Genomic DNA, 17268 nt, shown 5'->3' with positions numbered 1-17268 from the left:
CTGAACTCACACAAGTATTACTTGGTTGACCTACAGAGATTCGGAACATTCCATACGCTCCCTTGATGGCATTTCCAAAGCTTTCAGACGTAATTCTCTCCAGCGATGGTGCGTAGATAAGCTTGATCCGCCAGTATTCTTAAATCCCTCCATTCGTCCCAAGTCACTACGCCTAAGCGATCCATTTCGTCCGCTTGCCGCAGTAGCTCCTCATGAAACGCATCAGGACAATCCAAACGCAGGCGACGATCCTCAAATGCCTTGTACCAGCTATCAAAAGCCAAAAGACGCGTCTCTTGAACTGGTGTCAGCAAACGCTTGAATTCGTTCATGGCTCTCACCCTGAGTATTTCTCAGTTGAGCGGAGCGTTAAAGGATCGTTCAAGGATCCTGACGAGGGGCAGGCTCCGCTTCACTGGATGACATCGACCGTATTGACCTGAATCAAAATCGTCGTCTTCCAAAACCGCGCCTCCAATTCGCGTTAGCTTGTTTGCCGCCATGCTTCGTCAATGTGGCCCACCATCATATAAAAATTACGAGGTCGTCTTCATCACGCTAACCTTTTGCATCCGCGCAGGCACCTTTCGTGAAAGCATAAACGCCGTCGCTACCCACTCATCTACTGACTGCTCAAGAGTATGTTTAAAAGTACGAGGTCACGATGTCCCACTGTTTTGGCGGGAAAGGAAAGCTTTTGCTAGGAACATGTCGGCCCCGCGAAAATGGTTCATACAAAATGGCGGAGACCTACCAAGGCCTCCGCCATTATCTTCTTCAAGAAGTACCCAATCGTTGGGAAAGATCGGCCGACGGATCAGAAGCGGATCTTCCATCCGATGCTGTCGACCCTTGTCCATTCTCTTGTTCAGTGGTTCTTGTGACGGTATCGCGGACAGCCTCATATCCTTCTTGGGCTTGTTTTTTTACTTTATCCACCAAACCTGCGCTGGTGCGGCCCATGTAGCGCTGTTCTGTAGTGGTTGCCGGTAACGCGGCACCGATTAAAGCTCCCAACGCGATGCCCGCCGCTGCTACAACCAATGGCTGCTCCTGCAGTAGCTGGTTAAACTGCTGACCCACAACCTGGGTGCGGCGGTTCAAACGATCTCCAGCATCATGCAGTGTATGGCTAAAATTCTCACTAGCAGCGCTTACGTTATCACCAAGTTGTCCCGCTTTTTCTTTAAGCGACTGGTAGCCCTCCTTTAACGAGTCAGTCGTCTGATGAAGGCTGTCGCGCGCGCTATCCAAGCCGTCTGCGATACCTTCTCCCCATTCACCCTTTTTGTCATCGGCGCCAGTGCGATAAACAGGTTGAGGTACTGGTGGGCGGTTCTTACTCATCATCATCCAGAGCAATCCTATCGATGTCAGGACAACGGGTACCGGATTGTTCCGGACGCTGGTACCGAGATTGCCGATAAAAGCCGAACCGTTGTTTTGCATCAATCCCCACGCCTGATCAATAATTTGGCCGGGAGTAAATTTACTTTCGAGCTTATCGACAATGTTGCCAATACTCGCGCGTTGTGCGTCGATTTCCCGCTCAATCTGCTCCGGACTTTTTTCAGACTCCATCTCTAGCTCGCTTTTCATGACACTTTCCTCCGCAGTGCTTCCTGATCTTTGTTCAAAGCGTCCAGCGTTCGGTCGGGTTTAAAGTGAGAGGGCTCGAATTGTTTTTTACCAGACTGCAGCATCGCGAAGCCGATGATCATTACAACGACACCGACGATAAGCGCCGCAAGCCACGGAGCCATAAAAAGGCTCAGTCCATAGACTGCTGATAACAGCAGGATTATAAAGCCCGCCAAGAATACAATGGCCCCTCCCGCCACCGCCGCGATACCGGCCTTCAAAGTAGTGAGGCTGGATTGAAGTTCTGCCTTTGCTAATGCCAGTTCCTTGGTGAATAAAGCAGGCACTTCCCTAGACAGCTGCTTCAGTAGGCCAACAACAGATGCATCTTCCTGATGAGGAAGTGGTCGGGCTTCGGGCAAGTCTGAATTGTCTCTGTCCATTACATTTCTCCTTTTTGGCTTGAGGAATCGGACGACGGAGCTAGCACGTCGCTCGCTGGATTAGAAGATTGAATTGAGGATGAAGGAGTGCTGCCCGTCGCGAGGCCCGGACTTGCGCTGGCGGTGGGAGAAATTGAGGTTTCGTTGGGGCGATTCGCACCGAAGGCCAATTCAGATCGCGCTGCTGGAGTATCTGCTCCACTAATGGAAGTAGGCGTAATGGCCGTTGACACCCCTGCTTTAAGAAATCGGGATAATCCGAAACCAAGCGCAATGCTGCCCGCAATGAAAAGAGCGGGATTACTTCGCGCTAATTCCGCACCGTCATGCAGAAGCTGCTCAGCACTCTTGCCTCGCAAATTTTCCGCTAATCCAGCCATCGACTCTGCGACATCCGTCAAGTAATGCGAAACCCCAATGGCATCCTTATCCTCCAGCTCGGAAACAAAGGATTTTGCTCCTTCAGCAAACGCTCCGATCTGATCGGCGGCAGTGTCACGGTACTGCCCAAACTGAGCATCAGCTTGCTCCCTGGCACCTCCCAACACGTCCGACACGTTCTCCTTGAGGTGCTCATAATCTTGTTCTGATGCGGGCGGATCCTGTTGACTACCCTGATTTCCTGTTGTGTTGTCTGCTGTGTTCATGACGTACCCTCGCCTTCCTAATGAAAGTTAGTTGCGGGGCGTGCCGAATTAAACAGCCTCCCCTCCCTCAGAGGACGGAGCATCGGTGGGGGAGTTCCAAGAAAATGATGAGTGCACTTCAAGACGTGATGACCTAACGACTATTAAACACAATGAAATCAAATGCACATCACGCGGGAAGCAACCACTAGTGGTTAATTTTCAGAATTTCCCCTACAACAGCTATACCGCTGAAGCGATTTGCGCACCGAGAGATAGAATTAAAACACGCTTTTGCAATAGCCAAACGTTCTATCAGGTTTATAAATCGACTGCTATACATCTATGCTTGTCTGCTTGCGTGGCATTTCGTCATTTATTAACTAATTGCAAATATCCAGGCCTGCGGCTCGAATGGAATTAACAAGACAGAAAGGATTATGTGATGAAGTATTTATGAACTGCCCAATTTGCGATCACCAGGGGGCGCAAATCGCGACAATCGGCTGTTTTCAAGATCTTCATTGCCCAGAGTGCGGACACTGTCGGCTATCATCTATTCTCTTAAGCTGCATGACTTTGCAAGGCTTAAGATTCGACATTGATCAAACTCGCGCATGGATTACAGAAAGACGAAAGTTTGATCCCCTACCCAGCATAAAAATGGACATGACATTCAAAATCGGAGCGGCGCTTAAACCATTTCATAACTGCCCATAAAACCAACACACTTATAGGTTATTGTTCAGGGCGCTCACGCCAGCTATACTTCGGTTAAACTTTATTCGTAATTGTAGCTATAAATAAACGCAGGAAGCGGATAATGGTAAGGGCGTACGGGATAATTATTTTGTATTTTCGAGAAGGAGAAGATATGACCTTTGATCAGGTACTTTTCCAATATAACAAAGGTATCAAGCAGGAATACAGTGGCATCAACAATACATTTGATCTTTTCAACGCTCCGGGCTCTCTAGGGATTTACGCCCCCGACATAGCTGATTTGTCATACCCTTCTATGATCGAGCTTACTTTTCCAAACGGTAGTGAAAGCAATTTTATTTTTAGCGTTGATAGTCAACCGGTTGGAATGTTGCGTGATAAAGACTGGGTTTGGTTCTCTGTTAAGCCGTTAAGATTTTATCATCAACCTATACAGTGAAGAGAGTAAAGTCGGAGAGAGAGTCTGCCAATTTAATCCAGGATGCAAAGAGTTAAACAGAGGCGTCCTTTTTAACGGTCAGTTTCATTTTTCTTATAACTAGAGAACCATTAGTTTCTCAATGGAGTTCAATTTTTAGCCCACTACTCATCATGCAAAAATTAATTTTATAAAGATAGGATTGGTTTTGCTTCGGATCATATCGGACTGCTCGTCATTTTGATGGAACGCTAGGTGGTGCCAGTCCTCTATTGCTACACCAGCGAAACCGAGGATAAAACCATGATCGACCCTTCGAGCGGTATGAAGCCAGGTATACGCTACGTCGTTGAAAGCCTTGAGCGTACTCGACACTTCCCTGGATTTTTTCTCGACGGTAAATACTACCTCGGCCCAGAGTTGATGACGGCCATCGGCTGGCTAGAGGGCACGCGTTTTTTTTATGATGAACTTGATATTTACGGAGATCCTATTTTTCCAGAGAGTCTCGCAGGCACGATAGAAAACCTGACGTTAACCCTGGCAGACGGTGCTCGTTTGCAACTGAACGAAATCGAGTTTCACTCAAAGGAAGCTTCGCTCGCAGACGAGTCCAGTTTGTCTGCAGCGATTGCCCCCCAGAAGTCGTTTAACGCGTTGAACGATAAGTTGGTGGTCATCACCGGTGCTTCCAGTGGGATAGGCCGAGCAGCGGCGCACGCGTTTGCTATTGAAGGTGCCAGGCTGGTTTTAGCGGCTCGAGACTATAAAGCACTAAGCGATGTAGTTGGGGAATGCGTGGAACGTGGTGCGTCGGCAATGGCTGTGCCAACGGATGTCACGAACAGCGACCAAATGCGCGCTTTGGCAAAAAAAGCCGCTTCCTATGGCGATGGAAGAATAGACATATGGATTAACAACGCCGGCGTGGGTGCAGTCGGCAGCTTCGAGGAAACACCCCTTGAAGCGCACGAACAGGTACTGCAAACAGATCTTCTGGGATATTTGCGTGGAGCATACGTAGCTTGGCCGTATTTCAAATCGCAGAAAAGCGGCATATTAATCAACACGTTGTCGTTAGGTAGCTGGGTTGCCCAACCCTACGCTGCAGCCTACTCTGCTAGTAAATATGGTCTCCGTGGATTGAGTGAAGCTCTTCGTGGGGAGCTTCACCGATCTCCCGACATACATGTATGCGATATCTATCCAGCCGTTATGGATACCCCAGGCTTTCGTGATGGTGGAAATTTCACCGGCCATACTCTAAAGCCGCCTCCGCCAGTGTATGACCCTCGCCTTGTCGCAGCTGCCATGGTGCGCTGCGCGTTACGTCCAAAACAAAGCGTGACAGTTGGCAGAGCCGCGACGTTGGCTCGGATAGCCCATTTCCTGATACCAGGTTTTCCACAGATTTCTGGCTGGCTTACTCGTTTAGCTTTGCGACACCGCCCTCAAGCTCATTCATCTGCGGGAAATTTATACTCCCCTACAAACGAGCAACGTCGTATCGAGGGTGGCTGGCGCGCCCCCACGAACCATTCCCCGATAGTCATTGCGATCGGCGCACTTGTATTGGGTGGCGTACTGCTTGCACTAAAACGTAGAAATAACTCGCTTGGCAAAAAAAGGCTGTAATCAATGAATGCGCCTCCCTCGGCGGTTGTTCGGGCCGAGGGATCATTGCATTCCGGAACGTCCGAAATTCGCTGCTTTTTCGTTGTAGGGTTGCTTTTGCCATATCAAAGGTAGCATGGAGAATACTATGGAACGCTACGTTTATGATGCGACAGGCCTTAACGCATTCAGACCTCTACATTTCACAGCGCTACTCACTTTATTGACGGCTCTTTCCGGGTGCGCAGGGAACAACACGGACTCAAAAGTGAGGGCGCCGGGCACCGCTGAAAGCCCTTCCACTCAAACCTTAGATGCAGGGGCGGCCCTGCTTCAATCACGCCCCCCAGTGGACGCCTTGAATGCCTATCTTGACGGCTTCCATTTCTACAATGGCCACATCGATGCTCAGATGGAGGCACATCATTATTGCGCCATTCTTAATGAGGAAGTGATTCAGTGCGTTATTTATGACGGCAATCGCAAGGATGCGAAGCTGATGGGGGTTGAGTACATCATCAGCGAGCAGTTATTTGCTACTCTGCCCGAACCTGAGAAAGCGCTATGGCATAGTCACGTTCAAGAAGTTAAGTCGGGTCAATTAGTCGCTCCCGGCATTCCGCAGATTGCTGAACATGCATTGATGCAAAAGCTGATCCACACATACGGAAAAACCTGGCATACGTGGCACACAGACCTCAATAAAAACCTCCCACTAGGTGTTCCTCAGCTAATGATGGGTTTCACAGCTGAAGGCCAGGTCGATCCAAAGCTGGTGGCCGAAAGAGACCTTCGACTAGGGGTCGATAGCGCTGAACGAAGGAAGGCGCGAGCTGATATTCCTTCTCCGGCCATAGCGCCAGGAGCGGATGCTTGGAGCAAGGGAAATGTCATTCAGATTTTGGATCCAACGAATACACCGCACACGCACTGACTTATCTCCAAGCCATACACGCCAGCTTCAATCACACGCTTTTGCGCTAAAGCCTGTGATGTGGGTTTCGCAAACCAAACAGGGACTTCCTCCATGCATTTGGCTCTGAACGCCCCTAAAATCTAGCGGTTTATACCGATTGCTTTATGCGCAGCTGAGTTCAACCTTTGCAAAAGAAAGCGATCTTATTTCCGACGGGGTCGCGTAAATATGCGACGTAGAAGTCATCTGTATAGGCTTCACGTATTCCTGGCCTGCCTTCATCCGTCCCGCCGCAAGCGATGCCTGCGGCATAGATTTCATCCACCAGTTTGCGAGATTTCGTCCGAAAAGCAGGCATCATTCCATTACCTGCTGACGCAGGGCGACCATCCAAGGGACTGGCGATATGTACGCTTCCGGGGCCATTGCATTTGTCAGCGGTGCTAGGAAGCGAAAAGCAGAAATGTCCCTCCGCTAACTCGTTCTGATAACCCAGTGGCGAAAGGACAGCTTCGTAGAAGCGCGCTGATAAGTTTACATCGGAGGCTCCTATGAATAGATAGCTAAGCATTAGCGTCACCTCCTGATTGGTATTTATGCTGGATTTATCCACATAAGGATGACCTCGGGTGCGCTCCAAAATATCCGTATCGTTTACCTAAAAATCTGGATTTCGGTCATTCCTATCCTCTCTCCGCCAAATTTCCGCCCCCAATAATGGGCAGTTAGGCGATAAGATCCTGATACTCGCTAGCTGATTCCGAAAGCAATCGGCAACGCCCGGTTGTTGAAGTAAACTTGGGGCACTCCGAAATCTCCAGGACGCTTGCTGTCCGGTAACGGTATGGACAGTCATGCAGTACTCACGTTGCGACATAACCGAGCGCGGCGGATGCTGCTGATAGACGCTTTCTAGGAAGGCTCGCCTAATCTTTAGACCTGATGAACATCAGCAGAGGGACTCGATTTGAATCAGCTTAAACGCCTTGAAAGTGGAATCAAGGGGCTCGATACCCTGCTGAAGGGGGGGTTGATTGCGGGTGCGTCTTATATCATTCAAGGACGACCCGGCTCGGGCAAGACCATCTTGGCCAACCAGATTGGTTTTAACCACATCGCGCAGGAAGGTCGCGTCTTATTTGCGACACTGCTAGCGGAGCCACATGACAGACTTTTTGAGTTTTTGTCCACGTTGAGCTTCTACGATAAAGCTCAGGTAAATCAGAACATCCAGTTCGTCAGTGCTTTTGACACCTTGGAAAATGATGGCCTGGACGCGGTAGTGAAGCTTTTACGAAGAGAAATTAGCCGTCAAAAATCGAGCCTTCTTATATTGGATGGACTGCTAAACGCTCGATCGAAGGCAGAATCACCGCTGGATACCAAGCAATTCATTTCAGAACTGCAAGGGCATGCAGCCTTTGCTGGATGCACCGTACTGTTCCTGACCAGTTCACAACTTGATGATGGAAGCCCGGAGCATACGATGGTTGACGGGGTCATCGAGATGGGTGAAGAGTCAATAAAATCGAAGACCGTTAGAAAAATCCGACTTCGCAAAACCAGGGGGAGTGCAGCGATTTCCGGGGGGCATGAATTTGAGATTAATGAAAATGGAATTTCCATCTATCCAAGGATAGAAAGCGTCCTTACAAGATCCGCGCTCATGGACAGTGATCATTTCACGACCGTTAGTAGCGGCATTTCGACACTTGATGCGCAGATTGGCGGTGGTTTGTTGTCGTCGTCTGTCACCTTGATCATGGGCCCGTCCGGCGCAGGCAAGACTTCGTTCGGCGCGCAATTTCTAACTGGGTGCACGCCTGAGCACCCTGGTCTTTTCTTCGGATTTCACGAATCACCTCAAAGAATGCGCTTCAAGGCACAAGCGCTTGGTTTTAGCTTCCAAGCTTTGGAAAAAACTGGAGCCTTACACCTCGTATGGAACTCCGCATCAACAGGCCTGATTGACCGTCTGGCTTATGAGCTTCTTGAGATCGTTGAGCGAAAGCATATTAAGCGCGTTTTCATCGATGATTTAGTAGCCATGGCAAGGGTCGCCTATGACCAGAGTCGAGTGCACGGAATTTTTTCTGCGCTTATGGCAGAACTGCGTGCGCGAGGAGTAACCGTTATTGCTGCATGGGAAATTCAACGACTGCTGAACGATCAGTCGGATGGCTCTGCGCCGGAGCTTTCCGGGGTCATGGATAACCTTCTGTTGATCCAATTTGGGCAGCATGAGACTGAACTTCAACGTCAGCTCTCGATTCTCAAGATTAGAGACTGCGCTTACGACCCTTCCCGACTTGAGATCGTAATGAGCGACACCGGGATCGTCTTGAAAAAGGTCTGAACAATGCGAATGGCAATGAGACGGCGACCAGGGTATGCCCAACGCGTACGGTGCGTGGCGTTCACTTGGGAAGAAAGAACATAATGACCACAATTCTAATAATTGACGACGAGTATCTCATCGCCGACATCTTGAGCTTCGCTTTGGAGGATGAGGGGTTCCTAACGGTTACGGCCGGGAGTGCTTTGAGAGCTCTTGAAATCCTCGAAAGAGAACGGCCAGATCTCATTATTACTGACTACATGATGCCCGGGATGACAGGGTTGGAATTTGCTGAAGCGGTCAAAGCTCAAGATAAATTTAAAACAATTCCCTTGATGCTGATGAGCGGCGCTCAGGCTCATCTAGGTAGACAGAGAGCCGACCTTTTCGTAGACGTTTTTTCAAAGCCATTCGAGATTGATGTAGTCATCGCAAGCGTTAAAGCCCTTCTCACTGCCTGATGGCGCGATTTTCCTTCTCTGAAACAAAAAAATGGTCGGTTTTCTACGAGACCCAGAACGAGTCCGAAATGAATCTGGCGACGACCCATCAACAGTACGATTCAAAAATCGCTTAAATTTCCGCTCATTCCATCGTGTGACGGGCGCCCGGCTCGTATGCTTTCTCAAAAGTTGATTTTGAACCCTAGCATGGCGTCGTAGCCAGACTGTCGCCATGGCCCCCCTGGCGATACCCCGCCGAAGCGGTAAACGTCGTGCGTCGATCCGCCTGATAATCCACCCCGACATTCACCTCGCCCCACGAGCCCTGAATGTCCGACTCGAGCGGAATGTGACCCGTTTCTGAGACAGCCCCCGTCTGTGGCTGCCCTTGACTCCTGCCGCAGGCGCGTCGTTCTCATTTACCTAAATGCTTTTTAACGTCCTCAGCTTGCACTCCTACCTGGTTTACTGCGTCTTTGAGCTGCTGTTCAGTTACGCCGAATTTTTTCGCCCAATCTCGCAGCTCGTGCGGCTGATTAACGTTAATCTTGTCGCGATCCGATTTTCCGGTTTTGCTTAGGTCATCAGGCATGTTGCTGTCCTCTGCGTCTGTTGAACATAATGGCTGGCCTTCTATAAGCCATGTTCGCTTTAGCTAAGCAGAGCATTTCGCTTCGTCAATTTTTATGTTCACAGCTAGAAATGCCCATGCATTCAATTGTCCGCCAAAATCTCTCAGGTTTATGGCACGTATCGGCTATATGTCTGTTATTCCGCTCTATTCACTACGTACAAAAACGCAGCTGGTTAGCCTGAATCACTCAAACGTCTACCTTCTCCCCAATCCAAAGCGTCGTGCTTCAAAATGTTATGCGCAGATTGGCTAAAATTCTTCAACTCAAGTCCTGTGAGAGCGTCAGTGCAACACGCTTTCAACGCTGAACCGGGGGGAAAGTCCGCGTCAAGAAACCTTTGCCGGCGCAATTTTGACAATCATCGCGATCGCCAAATCGATCGAGGCAGGTGGGACAAATGCAGAAGACTGCTGATTCAATGTGAGGTCGAACTCTTTGAAAAACTCGTAAATCACGAGCTTCCTGAGCGATTTGGGCGACATCTATAAAGAGTCGGTATGTATCACCGTCAGACAGAGGATGGTGCGTCACCCCTTCGATCATCCGCTCAGTTTCAATCAATCGGTATTTTCTACCTGACAATTGCAAAATCAGCCCGGTGATCGTTCCGATTTTTTGAGTAAGACACATAGTCAGACGAGCACCTTCCGAGTCGGTGTAGACCTTACCGTCGTACGAAAATGACGCCCCTCTCGGCGCATCACTTGCATAATTGAAAATTGAACGTCTAATTGTTCCCAGCAATTTTCCGTTGTCGAGCTGTACGACGTTGTAAGTCGACGCACCTCGGTAGTGGTCTGGAGAATGCTGAAGCTCTTCCACCGCATGCCAATAAGCGGCATCAGCCATTTCCTTCAAGTCGAATTGCTCGAGCGGATTTATCAGTCCTTCCCTCAGCAGTGTCGCTGCCATTTCAAGGAGGGTTTCCCGATGACCCTCGGGGTTTTGCATTCGAAAGTCATTATCAGCAATGGTTGTGTGCCATCGCTGCAGTCTGATCGATTTAGCCATTTCGAAATTCATGAGTAAGAGCTCGCTGCGAGACACTGTATATAAACACAGTAATCTAGCCTCATCTCGAAGGCGAGAAACCTTCGACGAAATGCTTGCACCGCAATGCCCGAGTATTAATGCTGGTTGAACCGATGCTTGAAAAATCAAAAGCTAGGAGCAAGGTGAAGATGTAAAATCTCACCTTACTGAAAAAAATTTGAATGCCGATGTCATTTTCCACACACCAATCGCTCGGCCCCCCATTTCGCTACGGAGCAATAGACACATGGCAGCACTGCAGAACAGCACACTCGATGCGATGAAAAACAAGCAAACACAACTGCTGAGCGAATGGATCAACGGCCTGCAAGCCAGCGGTGCCACGCGCAATTTGAAAGACCATGACGTGCAGCAACAAACCAGTGAGTTCCTGCAACTGGTGGTCAACGGCCTCGATAACGACAACGGCACCAACGTCAACACGCCGGGTTGGGAAGCCACCCGCCAGTTCCTCGAAAAGCTGTCGCACAGCCGCGCCCTGCTCGGCCAGGATTCGCAGCAAACCGCCAGCTTCATTTTCTCCCTCAAAGGCCCGCTGTTTAACCTGCTGCAAGCTCACTACAAAGAACAACCGGCGCTGCTCGCCCAACAACTCTGGGAAGTCTCCGAGCTGCTCGACGCCTTCGGCATGCACACCATCCGCACGTTCCAGAAATCCCGTGAAGCGGTGATCAAGCGTCAGCAGGAAGAATTGCTGGAGCTGTCGACCCCGGTGGTGAAACTGTGGGACGGCGTGTTGGCACTGCCGATGATCGGCACCCTCGACTCCCAGCGCACGCAGGTGGTGATGGAATCGCTGCTGCAACGCATCGTCGACACCGGCTCGGAAATCGCCATCATCGACATCACCGGCGTGCCAACCGTCGACACCCTGGTTGCGCAACACCTGCTGAAAACCGTGACGGCGATTCGCCTGATGGGTGCCGACTGCATCATCAGCGGCGTGCGTCCGCAAATCGCGCAAACCATCGTGCACCTTGGCCTCGACCTGCAAGGCGTGGTGACCAAAGCCAATCTGGCCGATGCGCTGAAGCTGGCACTGACCCGTTTGGGTACCACCTTCGTCAAGACGGCTTGAGCATGGAACGTATACCGATTCTTCAGATGGGCGACTTCCTGTTGGTGACGATTCAGGTCGACATGCACGACCAACTCGCCCTCACCCTGCAGGACGATTTGTCCGAACGCATCAGCAAAACCTCGGCGCGCGGGGTGTTGATCGACATCTCGGCGCTGGACATGGTCGACTCGTTCATTGGCCGGATGATCGGCACGATTTCCGGCCTGTCGAAAATCATGGACGCCGAGACTGTACTGGTCGGTATGCAGCCAGCGGTCGCGATTACCCTGGTTGAACTCGGCATGACCTTGCCAGGCGTCAGTACCGCTTTGAACGTCGAGCGCGGAATGAAACTGTTGCAGGAACGAGTCTTGCAGCAATGACCGTGCGCAGTAGCGGTACTCAACCGATCCATATCGAGCAAGACGTGGTACTCGCGCGTCAGACCGCGCGCAAGCTCGCCACCGACTGCGGCATGCGCCTGATCGACCTGACCAAAATGGTCACGGCCGTCAGCGAGCTGGCGCGCAACACCATGGTGTACGGCGGTGGCGGCGACATGGACTGGCAAATACTCGATGAGGATCACAAGGTCGGTCTGCGTCTGACGTTTCGCGATGAAGGCCCAGGCATCGCCGATATCAAACTGGCGATGACCGACGGCTGGACATCCGGCAGCGGAATGGGTCTGGGTCTGACTGGCGCAAAACGGCTGGTCGAAGAGTTTGAACTGGACACCGAGCCTGGCAAAGGCACTCGAATAACGATCACCCGATGGACATGAGTACTGCTGAGTCGATAAACGTCTTGCCCATTCAGGATTGCAGTCAGATGGGTTATCCCCAACGCTCCTCGCAGCAACTCGCAGAATTTCATGGTTTTGATGGTGATGGCGGACGCGTGGCACCGGTGTCAAAAGAGCTTGCCAGTAACATACTCAATCATGGCCGCCACGGTGAAATGCACCTTCAGGTGTTGCCGCGCCCAAATAGCTTTGGCACAGAAATGCTCGCCGTTGACCGGCCCCACGGTTTTGATCTGGAGGCTTGTCGGGCCGACGGATTCTCCACTGGTGGCACCCAAGGCATTGGCCTCGGCTCGATTTCGCGCCCTACCGAAGTCTTTGATGTCTACGCCGATGCCCGTGGCGCGGTGCATCCGCGCTCAGATCGTGCAACGGACATTCGTTTTGGGGTCAGCCAGCATTCACTGCACAACGATCATGCGTGCGGCGATGTCTGGCAGCTGGCCTATGAAGACGGCAACATCAGCGCGTTGATCATCGACGGCCTGGGCCATGGTGAAGAAGCCGAACGTGCCGGTCTTGCAGGCGCCGAAACATTTGCCCTGAAAACCTTCGCCAAACTGTTGATGCTAATGGAAGATATACACCACGACATGATCGAAAACCGTGACGGTGCCATTGCGTCTGCCCAGTTCGATGCCGGGCGCGCCAGCCTTACCTTGGCGGCATCGGCAACATCGGCGCCAGCCTGATCGCCGCCGCAAGTCCCGTGGATTGGCCTCGCATCCAGGCATCGTCGGTGTGCAATACCGAAAAGCCCGACCCTTTGACTATGCTCACGTGAACGGACATCTATTGATCATGTACACCGATGGTTTGCAGTCCCGCTGGAACCTTCAAGACCGACCCGGCTTGGCATATCGCCATCTAGCAGTCAACGTCCTGCACCGCTATTTCTTTCGCGATGTAACGGTGTTGGTCATTGCCCTGGAGGCCGCCCATGGCTGAGTCGCCCGCTATGAACAGCGCTGAGCAGACCGCGCTGATTACACAGCTGCAAAGCGAAACCACGGCGCTGCGCGAAGAGCTCGATGAAACCAATCAGGGCGTGTTGGCCCTGTACGCCGAACTCGATATGCAAGCGGAGGAACTGCGCCAGGCTTCGGATCTGAAAAGCCGGTTTCTGGCATACATGAGCCACGAATTTCGCACACCATTGGGCTCCATTCTCAGTATTAACAGGCTGCTTTCTGACGAGCTCGACGGCCCCCTTAGCTGCGAACAACACAAGCAGGTGGCGTTTGTCAGCACGGCAGCCCGCGAACTTAGCGATATGGTGGATGACTTGCTCGATTTGGCGAAAATCGAGGCTGGGCGCATCACTATCTATCCGGGATGGTTCGACATGTTCGATCTATTCTCTGCGTTGCGGGGCATGTTTCGGCCGATTGTCGATGCCTCGGCGGTCGATCTGATTTTCGAGCAACCGGTTGGCCTACCGCGCCTTTTTACAGACGACAAAAAACTCGCGCAGATCCTGCGCAATTTCATTTCCAACTCGCTGAAGTTCACCACCCGTGGCGAAGTGCGAGTGTCCGCGCGCCTAGAAGGAGCTACTAGCGTGCGCTTTGCTGTCAGCGACACCGGTGTCGGTATCGCTGCCGAGCTGCATGGCGCATTGTTCGAAGACTTTTCCCAAGTCGACTCGCCGTTGCAGAAACGTCTACGTGGCACGGGTCTTGGCTTGTCTTTGTGTAAACGCTTCGCGGCCCTGCTGGGCGGCGAAGTCGGGCTGGAAAGCACGCCGGGCGTCGGTTCAACCTTTTTCGTGATAATTCCACTTGCCATCGCTCTGGAGAACGTCGATGAAACATGAAATTCGATTGCTCATCGTCGACGATAACATCGCCACGCGGTACGCCCTGCGTCGACAGTTGGAACGTCATGGCTACGAAGTACTAGAGGCCGGCACCGGTGGCGATGGTTTAGCGCTGATCGCGAGTGAACCGCTGGATGCACTGATTCTGGATGTCAACTTGCCAGATATGAGCGGCTTCGACATTGTCCGTCGCCTGCGCGCTATACCTGCTATGGCCTTACTACCGATCATCCATGTGTCGGCTGCCTCAATCCAGACCGGAGATATTATCACTGGCCTCGATGCGGGCGCCGACGCATATCTCATTCATCCAGTCGACCCGGACGTGTTGCTAGCGACCCTGCGCACGCTGCTGCGAGTGCGCGACACCGAAAACGCCCTGCGTGAGAGCGAGGCGCGCTTCCGCGAGATTTTCGCCAACGTGTCGGCACCAATAGCGGTGCTCGACGCAAGCCTCAAGGTGCACGAGTGTAATCATGCGTTTGCCCAACTGATTCTCGATAATCAGGATCCACAGATTTTGCGCGAATGCTTCGCCGACGATCAAGGCGCAATCCTCAACGAGCTGCGCCTGGGGCTAGTCGATGGCGAGCGCTGGAAAGGCACGCTAAACATGCAAGTGTTCGGCGAGATTCGCGAGACCGAGTGGCAGATTTCACCCTATCGCACGCCGAAACTCAGCCTGGTTTTTATTGAAGATGTCACGGAGTATCGCCACCGAGAACGCTTTAATTTGGCACGACTGGACGACACCACCACGCAACTGGCCAAAGAAGTCGCCGAGCGCGTGCGCGCCGAATCCCAATTACTCCAAATGCAAAAAATGGACGCGCTCGGTAAGCTCACCGGCGGAATAGCCCACGATTTCAACAACCTGCTGACCGGGATCATAACAAGCCTCGAATTAATCGAGAGACGTGTCGCTGATGGGCGACCGGAAAAGATTCAGTATTATGCAAAAGCGGCCCTGAGCTCTGCCATGAGCGCCGCTGCCTTAACCCACCGATTGCTGGCCTTTTCACGCCAACAGCCGCTCGACACGCGTCCGGTAGATGTCAACGAGCATGTGCGCTCGCTGGAAGATTTACTGACACGCACTATTGGCGAACGCATCAGCCTTAAACTGGAACTGACAAATAAAACAGCAATCGCGTTGGTCGACCCGGTGCAGCTGGAAAGTGCGGTGCTCAATCTGGTAATCAACGCCCGAGACGCGTTGCCTGAGGGTGGCAATATCTGGATTCATACGTACGCCGCGTCCACCCATGGTGATCCGAACTTAAAGGACGGGGAATATGTGGCACTGTCGGTTCGGGATGACGGCACCGGCATTGAACACAGTGTGATCGACAAAGTTTTCGACCCATTCTTCACCACCAAACCGCTCGGTCAAGGTACCGGCCTCGGCTTATCAATGATTTACGGTTTCGCCCGACAGTCAGGTGGTGGTGCTCACATCCGCAGCGTCGCTCGACGTGGTACCGAAGTGACGATCATGTTGCCAGCCTCCTATGAACCTAAGCACGTCGACAATGTTGCGCCGATTGTCGATCCGCAAGGGGCTGGCGAACACGTGCTTATCGTCGAGGACATGCCTTCGGTGCGGATGTTTGTCGCCGAAGTACTGCAGGACGCCGGTTATCACTGCACTCTTGCCCCAGATATCAAAACGGCTCTGGATCAACTGGAAAACGATTCCACAATCGATTTGCTGCTCACGGACGTTGGCTTACCTGACATGAGCGGACGCGACTTGGCGGATGTGGCGCGCGGATGGCGTCCACGTTTACCCATACTTTTCATGACTGGATATGCTGAAACAGCGACCAATCGTCAAGCGTTTCTCGGCGCCGGAATGGAGATGATTACTAAACCATTCCAGATCAGTGAGTTGCTAGCCAAAGTTCGCAACATGATCGATTCGCATTGAAGCGTCCCATGCAGTGGCGGCACAATAGCTAATCAATGGCGAACTGGAAATAAATAGTCGGTGCACAGTAACCCGGATTGCGACATTCAACCAATATAAGGGAAGAGCCTAAATTGTCTAGGGTATTCCTGCCTTGATATCCTCGTGCTGTGCCCCGTCAACGTTTCTTACAGATGAATTTTTAACCGCCAAAACAACGAATCTCTCTTGCGAAACGGCCGTTAGAAATCTTAATATCAATAAAGGCATAAGCCCAGCTTGTTTTACTTCGACTTTGCTGACCTTCTCCTTTCTTTGCCGACTACACTTGGCAAGCAATCACGGAGAAATAGCATGAAATGTTTAATCTGTAATTCTGATGCGCACATCCAAGTGAAATCAAGCAAATGGGTCGAAACGTACTGCAATGGCGGATGTGGTAATTTCCGAATATCAACCAATTTGGCAGAGCGCCTTTACTCAATAAAAAAGGGATTCAATATTTCAAACACCCGAGCTTGGTTGGGACGTGCGCGGTTGGAAAATACGGTTCCGCAAATATCAAGCTATGATTTTAGCGTATCATTACTCGAAAAAATCAATCCCGAAAGCTAAACTCAAGCGAGAGAATTACGCACAAGCAAAAGTGTCGCCAATAAAGTTTGCAATGGCAATAACAGTAACTACCGCCGTTACACAATCCTCTTCAGATCGCTCCGTTAGGTATTCCGAAAATAAAATCCTAATATTATATAACAAAGTGAATCTGCATTTACTAGTTGACACGAAGAACAGCGGGCATCTTGGACGTGAGTCGCCTTCGGACAGGGGGAGTTCGAATGCATAATGGTAGGACGTACTCGTTTAAAAACTATCAAGCCATCG

Annotated in this window: 17 protein-coding genes and 1 pseudogene; 11 read left to right on the top strand and 7 right to left on the bottom strand. The window is 51.3% G+C overall.

What is annotated here, in order from left to right; translation table 11 throughout:
• Nucleotides 1–83: 83 nt before the first annotated feature.
• The 4 genes from AC3Y64_RS14210 to AC3Y64_RS14195 form a co-directional block, all read right to left on the bottom strand.
• The gene (locus tag AC3Y64_RS14210; protein WP_400645223.1) at nt 84–332 is read right to left on the bottom strand and encodes a hypothetical protein; all 249 of its coding nucleotides are present in this window, start codon (nt 330–332) and stop codon (nt 84–86) included.
• A 445-nt stretch (nt 333–777) separates the two neighbouring features.
• On the bottom strand, nt 778–1599 hold the full coding sequence (locus AC3Y64_RS14205; RefSeq protein ID WP_489984154.1) for a DUF3618 domain-containing protein: 822 nt from the start codon (nt 1597–1599) through the stop codon (nt 778–780).
• On the bottom strand, nt 1596–2024 hold the full coding sequence (locus AC3Y64_RS14200) for a phage holin family protein (protein ID WP_159811717.1): 429 nt from the start codon (nt 2022–2024) through the stop codon (nt 1596–1598). The genes AC3Y64_RS14205 and AC3Y64_RS14200 overlap by 4 nt, the downstream gene beginning before the upstream one ends.
• Nucleotides 2024–2671 carry a hypothetical protein gene (locus AC3Y64_RS14195; protein WP_489984153.1) on the bottom strand — a complete coding sequence of 216 codons (648 nt, stop codon included), beginning with the start codon at nt 2669–2671 and terminating at the stop codon, nt 2024–2026. Before AC3Y64_RS14195 ends, AC3Y64_RS14200 begins: the two co-directional genes overlap by 1 nt.
• Before the next feature lie 853 nt (nt 2672–3524).
• Here AC3Y64_RS14195 and AC3Y64_RS14190 point away from each other — a divergent pair.
• The 3 genes from AC3Y64_RS14190 to AC3Y64_RS14180 all read left to right on the top strand — a co-directional run bounded on the left by AC3Y64_RS14190 (nt 3525) and on the right by AC3Y64_RS14180 (nt 6339).
• Nucleotides 3525–3812 carry a hypothetical protein gene (locus tag AC3Y64_RS14190; protein WP_400645215.1) on the top strand — a complete coding sequence of 96 codons (288 nt, stop codon included), beginning with the start codon at nt 3525–3527 and terminating at the stop codon, nt 3810–3812.
• A gap of 282 nt (nt 3813–4094) precedes the next feature.
• Entirely contained in the window at nt 4095–5426 is a 1332-nt protein-coding gene (locus AC3Y64_RS14185) for an SDR family oxidoreductase (protein ID WP_489984152.1), read from the top strand.
• Between the two features lie 127 nt (nt 5427–5553).
• Nucleotides 5554–6339 (top strand): OBAP family protein, encoded by a 786-nt coding sequence (locus AC3Y64_RS14180; protein WP_489984151.1) that lies wholly within the window; start codon nt 5554–5556, stop codon nt 6337–6339.
• A 160-nt stretch (nt 6340–6499) separates the two neighbouring features.
• Here AC3Y64_RS14180 and AC3Y64_RS14175 read toward each other — a convergent pair whose 3' ends face one another.
• Complete coding sequence (locus AC3Y64_RS14175; protein ID WP_400645207.1) at nt 6500–6934, bottom strand: VOC family protein; 435 nt, start codon at nt 6932–6934, stop codon at nt 6500–6502.
• A 354-nt stretch (nt 6935–7288) separates the two neighbouring features.
• Between AC3Y64_RS14175 and AC3Y64_RS14170 the strand changes: the two genes are divergently transcribed.
• Nucleotides 7289–8677: an ATPase domain-containing protein gene (locus tag AC3Y64_RS14170; RefSeq protein WP_489984150.1), complete on the top strand. Its 1389-nt coding sequence runs from the start codon at nt 7289–7291 to the stop codon at nt 8675–8677.
• Between the two features lie 83 nt (nt 8678–8760).
• Nucleotides 8761–9120 carry a response regulator gene (locus tag AC3Y64_RS14165; protein WP_400645201.1) on the top strand — a complete coding sequence of 120 codons (360 nt, stop codon included), beginning with the start codon at nt 8761–8763 and terminating at the stop codon, nt 9118–9120.
• A gap of 397 nt (nt 9121–9517) precedes the next feature.
• On the opposite strand, the gene AC3Y64_RS14160 is transcribed toward AC3Y64_RS14165, so the two are convergent.
• Nucleotides 9518–9694, bottom strand: a complete 177-nt coding sequence (locus AC3Y64_RS14160) for a DUF3606 domain-containing protein (protein ID WP_159811722.1) — start codon at nt 9692–9694, stop codon at nt 9518–9520.
• A gap of 340 nt (nt 9695–10034) precedes the next feature.
• A complete protein-coding gene (locus tag AC3Y64_RS14155; protein ID WP_489984149.1) occupies nt 10035–10760 on the bottom strand; it encodes a hypothetical protein in 726 nt (241 codons plus the stop codon).
• Between the two features lie 256 nt (nt 10761–11016).
• On the opposite strand from AC3Y64_RS14155, the gene AC3Y64_RS14150 reads away from it, so the two are divergent.
• From AC3Y64_RS14150 to AC3Y64_RS14125, 6 genes and pseudogenes are all read left to right on the top strand, one after another.
• On the top strand, nt 11017–11868 hold the full coding sequence (locus tag AC3Y64_RS14150) for an STAS domain-containing protein (protein WP_159811724.1): 852 nt from the start codon (nt 11017–11019) through the stop codon (nt 11866–11868).
• 2 nt (nt 11869–11870) lie between these two features.
• The gene (locus AC3Y64_RS14145) at nt 11871–12233 is read left to right on the top strand and encodes an STAS domain-containing protein (RefSeq protein ID WP_159811725.1); all 363 of its coding nucleotides are present in this window, start codon (nt 11871–11873) and stop codon (nt 12231–12233) included.
• Nucleotides 12230–12634, top strand: a complete 405-nt coding sequence (locus AC3Y64_RS14140; protein WP_159811726.1) for an anti-sigma regulatory factor — start codon at nt 12230–12232, stop codon at nt 12632–12634. The genes AC3Y64_RS14145 and AC3Y64_RS14140 overlap by 4 nt, the downstream gene beginning before the upstream one ends.
• A pseudogene (locus tag AC3Y64_RS14135) lies at nt 12631–13603 on the top strand (ATP-binding protein). Before AC3Y64_RS14140 ends, AC3Y64_RS14135 begins: the two are co-directional and overlap by 4 nt.
• On the top strand, nt 13596–14471 hold the full coding sequence (locus AC3Y64_RS14130; protein WP_489984148.1) for a sensor histidine kinase: 876 nt from the start codon (nt 13596–13598) through the stop codon (nt 14469–14471). The pseudogene AC3Y64_RS14135 and the gene AC3Y64_RS14130 overlap by 8 nt, the downstream one beginning before the upstream one ends.
• A complete protein-coding gene (locus tag AC3Y64_RS14125) occupies nt 14461–16404 on the top strand; it encodes a response regulator (RefSeq protein WP_489984147.1) in 1944 nt (647 codons plus the stop codon). Before AC3Y64_RS14130 ends, AC3Y64_RS14125 begins: the two co-directional genes overlap by 11 nt.
• The last annotated feature ends 864 nt before the right edge of the window (nt 16405–17268 follow it).

Source organism: Pseudomonas sp. 4CAES_32.4 (genome assembly GCF_058136335.1).
This window is presented reverse-complemented; position numbering and strand designations above follow the sequence as displayed.